Source organism: Kitasatospora sp. NPDC005751, from assembly GCF_040630835.1.
Classification (GTDB): Bacteria; Actinomycetota; Actinomycetes; order Streptomycetales; family Streptomycetaceae; genus Kitasatospora.
In genome coordinates this window covers 25,075-36,868 of the sequence record NZ_JBEXYC010000016.1, presented here as the reverse complement: position 1 = coordinate 36,868, position 11,794 = coordinate 25,075, and the positions used below count along the sequence as shown (strand labels likewise).

General features: G+C 73.0%; 12 protein-coding genes. 5 read left to right on the top strand and 7 right to left on the bottom strand.

Going from position 1 to position 11,794, the window contains the following annotated elements; all coding sequences use genetic code 11:
- Window positions 1–45 precede the first annotated feature (45 nt).
- Entirely contained in the window at window positions 46–1,713 is a 1,668-nt protein-coding gene (locus ABZ497_RS17470; RefSeq protein WP_359806021.1) for a fumarate hydratase, read from the bottom strand.
- Between the two features lie 156 nt (window positions 1,714–1,869).
- Here ABZ497_RS17470 and ABZ497_RS17465 point away from each other — a divergent pair, with 156 nt between their 5' ends.
- Both ABZ497_RS17465 and ABZ497_RS17460 read left to right on the top strand, forming a co-directional pair.
- Window positions 1,870–2,607 carry a DUF1707 domain-containing protein gene (locus tag ABZ497_RS17465; RefSeq protein ID WP_329489414.1) on the top strand — a complete coding sequence of 246 codons (738 nt, stop codon included), beginning with the start codon at window positions 1,870–1,872 and terminating at the stop codon, window positions 2,605–2,607.
- A gap of 284 nt (window positions 2,608–2,891) precedes the next feature.
- Window positions 2,892–3,284, top strand: a complete 393-nt coding sequence (locus ABZ497_RS17460) for a WhiB family transcriptional regulator (protein ID WP_352289979.1) — start codon at window positions 2,892–2,894, stop codon at window positions 3,282–3,284.
- Between the two features lie 151 nt (window positions 3,285–3,435).
- On the opposite strand, the gene glpX is transcribed toward ABZ497_RS17460, so the two are convergent.
- Window positions 3,436–4,476, bottom strand: coding sequence for a class II fructose-bisphosphatase (gene glpX, locus ABZ497_RS17455; protein ID WP_352289981.1), 1,041 nt, complete (start codon window positions 4,474–4,476; stop codon window positions 3,436–3,438).
- A 237-nt stretch (window positions 4,477–4,713) separates the two neighbouring features.
- Between glpX and ABZ497_RS17450 the strand changes: the two genes are divergently transcribed.
- Window positions 4,714–5,229 carry a DUF4245 domain-containing protein gene (locus ABZ497_RS17450; RefSeq protein ID WP_329489418.1) on the top strand — a complete coding sequence of 172 codons (516 nt, stop codon included), beginning with the start codon at window positions 4,714–4,716 and terminating at the stop codon, window positions 5,227–5,229.
- Window positions 5,230–5,325: 96 nt separating this feature from the next.
- On the opposite strand, the gene ABZ497_RS17445 is transcribed toward ABZ497_RS17450, so the two are convergent.
- From ABZ497_RS17445 to ABZ497_RS17430, 4 genes are all read right to left on the bottom strand, one after another.
- The gene (locus tag ABZ497_RS17445) at window positions 5,326–5,928 is read right to left on the bottom strand and encodes a malonic semialdehyde reductase (RefSeq protein WP_329489419.1); all 603 of its coding nucleotides are present in this window, start codon (window positions 5,926–5,928) and stop codon (window positions 5,326–5,328) included.
- Window positions 5,929–6,039: 111 nt separating this feature from the next.
- Window positions 6,040–6,291 (bottom strand): exodeoxyribonuclease VII small subunit, encoded by a 252-nt coding sequence (locus ABZ497_RS17440; RefSeq protein WP_329489420.1) that lies wholly within the window; start codon window positions 6,289–6,291, stop codon window positions 6,040–6,042.
- A gap of 60 nt (window positions 6,292–6,351) precedes the next feature.
- A complete protein-coding gene (xseA, locus tag ABZ497_RS17435) occupies window positions 6,352–7,572 on the bottom strand; it encodes an exodeoxyribonuclease VII large subunit (RefSeq protein ID WP_359806016.1) in 1,221 nt (406 codons plus the stop codon).
- A 35-nt stretch (window positions 7,573–7,607) separates the two neighbouring features.
- The gene (locus ABZ497_RS17430) at window positions 7,608–8,951 is read right to left on the bottom strand and encodes an APC family permease (RefSeq protein WP_359806013.1); all 1,344 of its coding nucleotides are present in this window, start codon (window positions 8,949–8,951) and stop codon (window positions 7,608–7,610) included.
- 87 nt (window positions 8,952–9,038) lie between these two features.
- Here ABZ497_RS17430 and ABZ497_RS17425 point away from each other — a divergent pair, with 87 nt between their 5' ends.
- Together ABZ497_RS17425 and ppgK are read left to right on the top strand one after the other, a co-directional pair.
- Window positions 9,039–10,013 (top strand): 4-hydroxy-3-methylbut-2-enyl diphosphate reductase, encoded by a 975-nt coding sequence (locus ABZ497_RS17425; protein WP_359806010.1) that lies wholly within the window; start codon window positions 9,039–9,041, stop codon window positions 10,011–10,013.
- A 142-nt stretch (window positions 10,014–10,155) separates the two neighbouring features.
- Window positions 10,156–10,905 carry a polyphosphate--glucose phosphotransferase gene (gene ppgK / locus ABZ497_RS17420; RefSeq protein ID WP_329489424.1) on the top strand — a complete coding sequence of 250 codons (750 nt, stop codon included), beginning with the start codon at window positions 10,156–10,158 and terminating at the stop codon, window positions 10,903–10,905.
- Window positions 10,906–11,027: 122 nt separating this feature from the next.
- Here the strand turns inward: ppgK and ABZ497_RS17415 are convergent, their stop codons facing one another.
- Complete coding sequence (locus ABZ497_RS17415; RefSeq protein ID WP_329489425.1) at window positions 11,028–11,585, bottom strand: DUF6542 domain-containing protein; 558 nt, start codon at window positions 11,583–11,585, stop codon at window positions 11,028–11,030.
- Window positions 11,586–11,794 lie beyond the last annotated feature (209 nt).

Below are 11,794 nucleotides of genomic sequence, written 5' to 3'. Positions count from 1 at the left end.
GCGGGCGGTCGGAGTGGTGGGGGCGGGCGGCGGAGCGCCCGGCCGCTACTCCTTGGAGCGCACCCGCAGGCTGGTGATCAGCGGGCCCTCGGTGGTCTCGCGGAAGAAGTCGTTGCCCTTGTCGTCCACCACGATGAAGGCCGGGAAGTCCACGACCTCGATGCGCCAGACGGCCTCCATCCCCAGCTCCGCGTACTCCAGCACCTCGACCTTCTTGATGCAGTCCTGGGCCAGCCGGGCCGCCGGGCCGCCGATGGAGCCGAGGTAGAAGCCGCCGTGCGCGGCGCAGGCGTCGGTGACCTGCTTGCTGCGGTTGCCCTTGGCGAGCATCACCATCGAGCCGCCGGCCGCCTGGAACTGGTCGACGTAGGAGTCCATCCGGCCGGCCGTGGTGGGGCCGAAGGAGCCGGAGGCGAAGCCCTCGGGGGTCTTGGCCGGGCCGGCGTAGTAGACCGGGTGGTCCTGGAGGTACTTGGGCATGCCCTCGCCGGCGTCCAGCCGCTCCTTGATCTTGGCGTGCGCGATGTCGCGCGCGACCACGAGCGTGCCGGTGAGCGAGAGCCGGGTCTTGACCGGGTACTTGGACAGCTCGCTCCGGATCGCGGCCATCGGCTGGTCGAGGTCGATGCGCACCACGTCGTCGTCGAGGTGCTCGTCGGTGGTGTCCGGCAGGTACTTCGCCGGGTCGGTCTCCAGCTGCTCCAGGAAGACGCCCTCGGCGTTGATCTTGCCCAGCGCCTGGCGGTCGGCCGAGCAGGAGACGGCCATCGCGACCGGCAGCGAGGCGCCGTGCCGCGGCAGCCGGACGACGCGCACGTCGTGGCAGAAGTACTTGCCGCCGAACTGCGCGCCGATGCCGATCCGCTGGGTGAGCTCGGTGACCTTGGCCTCCAGGTCCAGGTCCCGGAACCCGTGCCCGGTACGGGCGTTGCCCTCGGTCGGCAGGTTGTCCAGGTAGTGCGCGGAGGCGTACTTGGCGGTCTTCAGCGCGAACTCCGCGCTGGTGCCGCCGATCACGATGGCCAGGTGGTACGGGGGGCAGGCGGCGGTGCCGAGCGAGCGGATCTTCTGCTCCAGGAACGAGAGCATGCTGGCCTCGTTCAGGATCGCCTTGGTCTCCTGGTACAGGTACGACTTGTTGGCCGAGCCGCCGCCCTTGGCCATGAACAGGAACTTGTAGGCGTCGCCGTCGGTCGCGTACAGCTCGATCTGGGCCGGCAGGTTGTTGCCGGTGTTCTTCTCGTCCCACATGGTCACGGGGGCCATCTGCGAGTACCGCAGGTTGAGCTTGGTGTACGCGTCGTAGACGCCGTGCGCGATCGCGCTCTCGTCGCCGCCCCGGGTCAGCACGGACTGGCCGCGCTTGCCCATGACGATCGCGGTACCGGTGTCCTGGCACATCGGCAGGATGCCGCCGGCCGAGATGTTGACGTTCTTCAGCAGGTCCAGCGCGACGAAGCGGTCGTTCGGGCTGGCCTCCGGGTCGTCCAGGATGCGCCGCAGCTGGGCGAGGTGGGCGGGGCGCAGGTAGTGCGAGATGTCGTGCATCGCCTCGGCGGTGAGCAGCCGCAGGGCCTCGGGCTCGACCTGGAGGAAGGTGCGACCGCCGGCCTCGAAGGTGGAGACACCCTCGGAGGTCAGCTTGCGGTACGGGGTCGGGTCAGCGCCCAGGGGGAGCAGGTCGCTGTACTCGAAATCCGGCGTGGGAGCCATGGGGGCGGTCCTTAGTGTTCCAGTGATGCGGCTGCGTCGGCGAAGCACCCTCAAGGGTAGGACCCGCCGGAACGTCGCACGCGGACAGGTCGGCCTGCGTGACCGGGGTCACTCGTACACGCGTACGGGACTTGCCCGGTTGACTAGGCTTGGGCCGTGGACAACTCGCCGTCGCAGGACGACCAGGGGCAGTCGCCCGTAGCCATCACCAAGCCGGGGGGCGAGCCGCCCGCCCGGGTCGACCGGACCCCGGTCGCCGAGGCCGAGATGCGGGCCTCGGACGCCGACCGCGAGCGGGTCGCGGAGCTGTTGCGCGACGCCTATGCCGAGGGCCGCCTGAACGTGGACGAGCACGCCGAGCGGATCGAGGCCGCCTACGGGGCCAAGACGCTGGGCGACCTCGTGCCGCTCACCCGGGACCTCCCCGCGCACCGGTCGATCTCCTTCGAGAAGGCCCCGCTGGGCGCGCCGGAGGCCCGGCCGTCCGGCCCGGTGCGGCTGCCGGCGCGGCACGAGGCGCCGACCATGGTGGCGATCTTCGGCGGGGCCTCCCGCCGGGGCCGCTGGCGGGTCGGCTCGCACCTGCGGGCGGTCGCGGCGTTCGGCGGGGTCGAGATCGACCTGACGGATGCCGTCTTCGAGTCGCCCGAGGTGGAGATCGAGGTGATCGCCATCTTCGGCGGCGTCGAGATCAAGGTGCCGGAGAACGTCAGCCTGCACGGCAGCGGGGTCGGCATCTTCGGTGGCTTCGACGTCAAGGAGCAGACCGCGGCCGACCCGTACGCGCCGGTCGTCCGGGTCAAGGGCGCCGCGGTGTTCGGGGGTTGCGAGGCGAAGCCGCGCAAGGGCAAGAAGCTCAAGGAGTGGGTGCGCAAGCAGCTCGGCACCGACTAGGGGCCCGCTGCGGGCCGCTGACCTGCGCAGGGCCGGACCGAGTGCCCGGGCGGGAACAACTCCCGCCCGGGCACTCGGTGTTGCGGCGAGTGCAGGCTGTAGTCGATTGCGTGCAGTGTGCATGAATCGCGGTGCGGCAGGGTAGTTCCTCTCGCACATCGCTTCTTGTACGGCTGCGCACCGGAGGCGGCCTGAGGCCGGCTCGGGGGGTGAAGAGCGGGGGCTCGCAGCCGGACAGGGGAGCGAGCTTCCCCGTGTCCGAGAGCCTCGTCAGGAGTACGGCCGTGCTGCATCCGATCGAGTCCCGCACCACTTCGCCCGTCGCCGCCGCCCGGGTGCTGGAGCGCCCGCCGGTTGCCCAGTCGCAGGGCGACGACAATCCCTGGCACACCGGCGCGGCCTGCCGGCGGGACGAGGTGGGCCTGTTCTTCGCCCCTTCCAAGGAGCCGACGGCGGCCCGGCTCTCGCGCGAGGAGCAGGCGAAGCAGGTCTGCGCGCGCTGCCCGGTGCTGCTGGAGTGCCGCGAGCACGCGCTGGCGCAGCCGGAGCCGTACGGGGTGTGGGGCGGGCTGACGGCCGCCGAGCGCCGGGTGGTGCTGGCCCGCCGGCGGCGCCGGGAGACGGACCTGCACGAGGCCGCCCGGATCCCGGCCGCCCGCAGCCGCATCGCGGGCTGACCGGGCTGACCGGGCTGACCGGGCGACGGGCGGTACGCGAGACGCCCGGTGGTACCCGAGCAGCGCCCCGCGGTACGCGAACGCCCCGCGGCTTCGGCGAAGGGGAATTTCGCCGAAGCCGCGGGGCGGTGGAACGCGGCCGGGAGCCGGTTCAGTTGGCGCGGTCGAAGTCGATCGCGCTGTACGCCCGCAGCTTGGACAGCTTGTGGGTCGAGTGGATCTCCCGGATCGTGCCGCTCTTGGAGCGCATCACCAGCGAGCTGGTGGTGGCGGTCTCCTGGCGGTAGTGCACGCCGCGCAGCAGCTCGCCGTCGGTGATGCCGGTGGCGACGAAGAACACGTTCTCGCCGCTGACCAGGTCGTCGGTGGTGAGCACCCGGTCCAGGTCGTGGCCCGCGTCGAGGGCCTTCTGGCGCTCGGCCTCGTCCTTGGGCCAGAGCCGGCCCTGGATGACGCCGCCCATGCACTTCATCGCGCACGCCGCGATGATGCCCTCGGGGGTGCCGCCGATGCCCATCAGGAGGTCGACGCCGGTGCCCTCGCGGGCCGCCATGATGGCGCCGGCCACGTCGCCGTCGGAGATGAACTTGATCCGGGCACCCGCCTCGCGGATCTCCTGGACCAGGCCCTCGTGGCGCGGCCGGTCGAGGATGACCACGGTGACGTCCTCGACGGCGCTGCCCTTGGCCTTGGCGACCCGGCGGATGTTGACGGCCGCCGGGGCGGTGATGTCGACGAACTCGGCGGCCTCCGGGCCCGCCACGAGCTTGTCCATGTAGAACACGGCGCTCGGGTCGAACATGGTGCCGCGGTCGGCCACGGCCAGGACGGCCACGGCGTTGTTCATGCCCTTGGCGGTCAGGGTGGTCCCGTCGACCGGGTCCACCGCGACGTCGCACTCGGCGCCGGTGCCGTCGCCGACCCGCTCGCCGTTGTAGAGCATCGGTGCTTCGTCCTTCTCGCCCTCGCCGATGACGACGACACCGTTCATGGAGACGGTGGAGACGAGGGTGCGCATGGCCTTGACGGCGGCGCCGTCGGCGCCGTTCTTGTCGCCACGGCCGACCCAGCGGCCGGCGGCCATCGCGGCCGCCTCGGTGACCCGGACGAGCTCGAGCGCGAGGTTCCGGTCCGGAGCCTCGGGAGCGACCTCAAGGGCGCTGGGGAGATTGTGCGGGTACTGCGTGGTCATCGTCGTTACCTCTCTGTACGCGACGGCCAGTAAGCGCCCGACTACTGCCAGGTCGAACGCCGTGGTGAGGGTCCTGCGATCGTATCTGCCCAAGAGATGACTGTCTGTGGCGCGGGTCGCCACCCCCGGTCGGAATGGGCCCGTTCGTCCCGGATCACCCGTACGTGGGCACCCCCGGGTGCCGGTGTCCCGTAAGGGATGAGTCACCATGTGGGGGTGGCTGGAGAGAGCAAGGGCATGAGGAGCCGGCAGTCGGTACGGGACATGGTCCTGTCGATGCTGGCCGTCGGTTTGGTGGTCTGGGTCGGGTACCTGTTCCTGCCGCACGACGCCGGTGGCGACGGGGTGCGCACGGTCGAGTACAAGGTGGCCGCGGCCTCGGCGAAGCGCGCCGCACCGTACCCGCTGCTCGCCCCGGAGGGCCTCTCCGACAAGTGGCGGGCCACCTCGGTCAAGTACGACCCGGCGTCGCTGGGCGGCGGCCGGGGCAACGCCTGGCACCTGGGCTTCGTCACCCCCGCCGGTCAGTACGCGGCGGTCGAGCAGAGCGACATCGCCCCGGGCTCGCTGGTCGGCTCGCTGGTGGCCGACGGCAAGCCGGACGGCAGCTCCGAGGTGGCCGGGCGGGTCTGGGAGCGGATCCAGGGCGGCAAGTCCCGCGCGCTCACCTTCCAGAGCGGCGGCGGCACCACCGTGCTCACCGGCACCGCCTCGTACGAGGAGCTGGCCGAGCTGGCGCAGGCGCTCAAGTAGCCAAGCGGCGGGCGGAGCCGGCCGCCCGGCGGCGGCGGAACACGCGGAAGGGCCCGCACCGGTCGAACGGTGCGGGCCCTTCCTGCGTGCCACCGGTCAGACGGTGGTGACGACCTCGTCGTAGGCCAGGCGCGGCGAACGCGGGAACCAGGCGTCCTCGCCCGGCTTGCCGATGTTCACCACGGCCAGCACCGAGTGCTCGCCGTCGGCGAAGAACTCCTTGTTGATGCCCTCGGCGTTGAAGCCGGTCATCGGGCCGGCGGCCAGGCCCGCGGCGCGCACGCCGATGATGAAGTAGCCGGCCTGCAGGGCGCCGTTCAGCACCGCGGAGGACTCGCGCACCGGACGCTCGGTGAAGAAGAGGTCCTTGGCCTGCGGGAAGTGCGGCAGCTGGGTCGGCAGCTCCTCGTGGAACTCGTTGTCCACGGCCAGGATGGCGACCAGCGGCGCGGCGGCGGTCTTCGCCTTGTTGCCGTCCGCCAGGTGCTGGACGAGGCGCTCGCGGCCCTCCGCCGATCGGACCAGGACGACGCGCAGCGGCTGCTGGTTGAACGCGGTCGGGCCGAACTTCACCAGCTCGTAGATGGCCTGGATCTGCTCCTCGGAGACCGGCTCGTCGGTGAAGGTGTTCGCCGTGCGGGCGTCACGGAACAGCAGGTCCTGAGCGGCGGCGTCGAGTACCAGGGCGTCGGTGGTCATGCTTGTCTGCACCTCATGCGGGACGGGGTTCGTCGGTCGACCGGCGGCGCCGATCACTGGATCCCAACATGAGTGAAGATTCAACTGTTCCCCGGTGGCGTGTGACACGTGTCACTCCGGGGCGGCCCCGCCCTCCTCGGCGGCCAGCGCGGCGTCCAGCCGGGCCCGGGCGCCGTCCAGCCAGCGCTGGCAGACCTTCGCCAGCTGCTCGCCGCGCTCCCAGAGGGCCAGCGACTCCTCCAGCGACGTGCCGCCGTTCTCCAGCTGCCGGACGACCTCCAGCAGCGCGTCCCGGGCGTGCTCGTACCCCAGCGCGTCGTCGGGGGTCCGCGGCGCCGCCTCCACCTGCTCCTGCTCAGCCATGGAGCCAGCGTAGGGCGTGACGCCGACAGCGCCGTCCCACCGCCGCCCGCGCGGCTAGGGCTAGGGCTTGGCCTCGGGGCCGGCCGTCACGTCGAAGCCGCCGCCCGCCACCCGGGCGTGCAGCGCGTCGCCCGACTCGACCTGGGCCGGATCGGTCACCACCGTGCCGTCCGCGCGCTGCAGCACCGCGTAGCCGCGCTCCAGGGTGGCCGCGGGGGAGAGGGCGACCACCCGGGCCAGGGTGTGCCCGAGGTCGCTCTGCGCGTGGTCCAGTCGGTGCCCGAGGGTGCGCCTGGCCCGCTCCAGCAAGGCCTCCACCTCCTGGCCGCGGCCGTCCAGCATCCGGCGCGGCGCGGCCAGCGCCGGGCGGCTTCGGACGCCGTCCAGCCCGTGCTGCTCCCGTTCGACCCGGCCGAGCACCTGCCGCCGGGCCCGGTCGCGCAGGGTCAGGACCTTCGTCAGCTCCTCGCCGACGTCCGGCACCACCCGTTTGGCCGCATCGGTCGGGGTGGAGGCGCGCAGGTCGGCGACGAAGTCCAGCAGCGGCTGGTCCGGCTCGTGCCCGATCGCGCTGACCACCGGCGTCCGGGCGGCCGCGACCAGCCGCACCAGGGCCTCGTCCGAGAACGGCAGCAGGTCCTCCACGCTGCCGCCGCCCCGGGCCACGATGATCACGTCCACCTCGGGGTGGTCGTCCAGCTCGCGCACCGCCGCGCCGACCCGCTCCACCGCGCTGCCGCCCTGCACCGGCACGTTGCGCACCTCGAAGCGGACGGCCGGCCAGCGCCGCCGGGCGACCTCCAGGACGTCCCGCTCGGCGGCCGAGCCGCGCCCGGTGACCAGGCCGACGCACTGCGGCAGGAACGGCAGGGGCCGCTTGCGCTCGGCCGCGAACAGGCCCTCCCCGGCGAGGCGCCGCTTCAGCTGCTCCAGCCGGGCCAGCAGCTCGCCGAGCCCCACCAGCCGGATCTCGGCGGCCCGCAGCGACAGCTGGCCGCGCGCCCCGTACCACTCCGGCTTGGCGTGCACGATGACCCGCGAGCCCTCCTGCACCGCGTCGGCGACCTCGTCGAAGACGGAGCGGAAGCACGTCACCGTCAGGGAGACGTCCGCCTGCGGGTCGCGCAGGGTCAGGAACACCACCCCCGCGCCCGGCCGCCGGCTGAGCTGGGTGATCTGGCCCTCCACCCAGACCGCGCCGAGCCGGTCGATCCAGCCGCCGATCAGCGCGGAGACCTTGCCGACCGGGAGCGGGGCTTCGGGGGAGCTGGTGTTGGCCATGCGTATGAGGCTAGCGGCGGATGCCGACAGGGAGGTCAGCGGCGGACACCGGCGGCCGCGGCCCCCTGGACCAGCAGCACGACGAGCCCGACCGCCAGCCAGACGGCCCCGGTGAGCTGCGCGGTGGACGAGGCCTCGTAGACCACCGCGCCGATCACCGCGATGCCCAGCAGCGGCGCCACCAGGTGCCGCGCCCAGTCCCGCGAGCCGTGCTTCACCACGTACCAGCCGATCACCGAGGCGTGCAGCAGTGCGAAGGCCGTCAGCGCGCCGACGTTGACCACCGAGGTCAGCTGGTCCAGCCCGTCGTCCCGGTTCGCCGCCCAGACGGCCGCACCCATCGTGATCACCGCGGCCACGAGCAGCGCCCGGCGCGGCACCGCCGAGTCGGGGTCCACCGCGGCCAGGAAGCGCGGCAGCCGCCCCTCCCGTCCCATCGCGAAGACCAGCCGCCCGGCGGCCGCCTGCCCGGCCAGCGCCGCGAAGGCCGCGCCGATCGCCTTGCTCGCCGCCACCAGCACGTGCAGCCAGTGCCCGACCCCGCGCTCCACCGTGTCGTAGAAGGCCGAGCCCTGGGCGGCCGGATCCGCCGCCAGCTGCTGCGGGGTCAGCGGCTCCAGCAGCGCCGCCAGGTACGTCTGCAGCACGAACAGCACCCCGGCCAGGGCCAGGCACCAGAGCACCGCCCGCGCCACCGCGGCGGAGGCGCCGACGGCCTCCTCCACGAAGGTGGCGATCGCGTCGAAGCCCAGGTACGACAGGACGGCCACCGAGACGGCCGAGATCACGGCCGTCGGCGAGAAGCCGCCGACGGCCGTGAACGGCGTGCCCCAGCCGCGCTGCGCCCCGTCCCGGGCCAGCACCACCACGGCCGCCACCACGAAGACCGCCAGCACCGCGATCTCCAGCGCCAGCACCGCCAGGCCGACCACCGCCGCCGTCCGCACCCCGGCCAGGTTGAGCGCGGTGGTGACCACCACCGCCAGCGCCGTCCACACCCAGCGCGAGACGTCCGGGACCAGCGAGTTCAGGGCGATGCCGGAGAAGAGGTACGCCACCGCCGGGATCAGCAGGTAGTCCAGCATCGCCATCCAGCCGGCGATGAACCCCGGACCCTCGCCCAGCCCGGCCCGCGCGTAGGCGAACACCGAGCCGGTCCGCGGCACCGCCCGCACCATCTGGGCGTACGAGAGCGCGGTGAATCCCATCGCGACCGTGGCGGCCAGATAGACGGCCGCCACCGCGCCGTGGCTCTTGGCGTCCAGCACACCGAACACGCCGACCGGGGCCATCGGGGCGATGAACAGAAGCCCGTAGACCATCAGATCGCGCACGCCCAGGCTGCGCCGCAGGCCGCCGTCGTCGACTCGATCGCTCATCACGTCCACATTTGAGCACCGGTGACCGGATCCGGCTCGAAGGCGCCTTCCGTCGGCGCGGCTCGCCGCCGCCCGTACGATGGAGCCATGTCCAACACCGCGCAGCGCCGTGTCCTGCTCGCCGCCCCCCGGGGCTACTGCGCGGGCGTCGACCGCGCCGTGATCGCCGTGGAGAAGGCCCTGGAGCAGTACGGGGCGCCGATCTACGTCCGCAAGCAGATCGTCCACAACAAGTACGTGGTGCAGACCCTGGAGAAGCGGGGCGCGATCTTCGTCGACGAGACGGAGGAGGTGCCCGAGGGTTCGATCGTGGTGTTCTCCGCGCACGGCGTCGCGCCGTCCGTCCACGACGAGGCCAAGGAGGGCCGGCTCGCCACCATCGACGCCACCTGCCCCCTGGTCACCAAGGTGCACAAGGAGGCCGTCCGCTTCGCCGACGAGGGCTTCGACATCCTGCTGGTGGGCCACGAGGGCCACGAGGAGGTCGTCGGCACCATGGGCGAGGCCCCGGACCGGATCCACCTGGTGGACGGTGCCGAGGACGTCGCCAACGTCGAGGTCCGCGACGAGTCCAAGGTCGTCTGGCTCTCCCAGACCACGCTCTCGGTGGACGAGACCATGGCCACCGTCGGCGAGCTGAAGAAGCGCTTCCCGCTGCTGGTCAGCCCGCCCAGCGACGACATCTGCTATGCCACCCAGAACCGCCAGGTCGCCGTCAAGCAGATGGCGTCCGAGACGGACCTGCTGATCGTGGTCGGCTCCAGGAACTCCTCCAACTCGGTCCGCCTGGTCGAGGTCGGCCTGGAGTACGGCGCCAAGGCCGCCCACCTGGTGGACTTCGCCGACGAGATCCAGGAGTCCTGGCTGGACGGCGTCACCACGGTCGGCCTGACCAGCGGCGCCTCGGTGCCGGAGGTCCTGGTCGACGGCGTCCTGGAGTGGCTGGCCGCGCGCGGCTACGGCGACGTGTCGACCGTCAAGACCGCCGAGGAGCACCTGACCTTCTCGCTGCCCAAGGAACTCCGCCGCGACCTGCGCGCCGAGGCCGCCGGCAAGCTGTAACGGACCTTCCGGGAACCCGGTGCCCCGCGCGGGCGCCGGGTTCTCCGCTGCGCGCGGCCGTGCGCGCCCGGCCGCGCTCTCGTAGTTTTGTACACAGCTGTGCACAGGCCTGTGGACAACGGTTACGCGGAGGGCGGTCGTCATGACGGCGGTATTCGGTGTGGACATCGGCGGTTCGGGCATCAAGGGTGCTCCCGTCGACCTCGCCCGGGGCGTGCTCGCCCAGGAGCGGCACAAGGTCCTCACCCCGCAGCCCTCGGCCCCGGAGGCCGTGGTCGCCGCCGTCCGCGAGGTGGTCCGGCACTTCGACCACCAGGGACCGGTCGGGCTGACCTTCCCCGGGGTGGTGGTGAACGGCCAGACCAGAACGGCGGCCAACGTCGACAAGGGCTGGATCGGCCTGGACGCGGCGGGCCTGTTCCGCGAGGCGCTCGACCTGCCGGCCGTGGTGCTCAACGACGCCGACGCGGCGGGTCTCGCCGAGACCGTCCACGGGGCCGGCCGCGACCAGCAGGGCGTCGTCCTCGTGCTGACCTTCGGCACCGGCATCGGCAGCGCGCTCTTCGTGGACGGCGCACTGGTGCCCAACACCGAGCTGGGCCACCTGGAGCTGCGCGGCAAGGACGCCGAGCGGCGGGCCTCCTCGGCCGCCAAGGAGCGGCACGACCTGAGCTGGGAGCAGTGGGCCGGGCGGGTCGACGAGTACCTCGACCTGGTGGAGATGCTCTTCTCGCCGCAGCTGATCGTGATCGGCGGCGGGGTGAGCCGCAAGCACGAGAAGTTCCTGCCGGTGCTGCGCGAGCGCGAGGCGCGGGTGGTCCCGGCCGAGCTGCGCAACGACGCGGGGATCGTCGGCGCGGCCATGGCGGCGGCCCGGGCCTCCACCGGCTGACCGGTCCGGCCTTCGCGGCCGCGTACGGTGCCGGGTCGGGGAGTGGGCTGGGGCGGGGAGTGGGCTGGGGCGGGTCGGGCCGGGGCGGGGGCGGGAAGTCGGCCGGTCCGACGTCCCACTCCTCAGCGGTCGCGGTGGATCCGCCGCTGGGCCACGAAGCGGGCGAGCACGATGGCCGCGGCCAGGCCGGTGCCGGTGAAGAGCCAGCCGGCCCGCGTCGCGAGACCGGTCGCCAGCGCCACCACCTGGGCCGTCAGACCCGACGAGGTGACCGGGCCGAGCAGCAGCAGGGCGACGGCGAAGGCGATCGGGCCGCTGATCGGGGCGGCCAGCAGGTCGGCGAAGCGCACCCGGACGGCCAGCTGGAAGCAGATGACCAGGTAGCCGATGCCGAACAGCACCCCGAGACCGCCGAAGAGCATCCGGTCCACGCCCGCCAGGGCGACGGTCGCGACCGTCGCGGCCACGCCGGTGCCGATCGCGGTCAGCCGGGTCGGCCGCCCGGTGCGCCGGCGCCCGTAGAGCCGGCTGTCCGGGTGGCCGCCGCGGCGGGCGCCGCCCCGTTCGCCGCCGCGGGCGTCGTCCCGGGCGTCCTCGCGCTCGCCGGTGCGCGGTCCGAACGGCAGGCGCAGCCCGGTCCGGCCCGCGCCCGGGCGGCCGCGCTCGGCTCCGCCGGCCACGGCGCGTAGCCGGGAGGCGGGTGCGGCGGAGCTCTCGTCGGTCTCGGGGGCCCGCCCGGGCCCGGGGACGGCGGCCCCGGCCGCGCCGTTAGGCGGTCGGCGTCTGGGCCCTGGCGGCTGAGTTCGGATGCGCTGCTCCACCCACCCAACGTACGGTCCGATCATCGCCACACTGTGTAATGGGCCACAGGACCTTGCTCCGTGTCTCC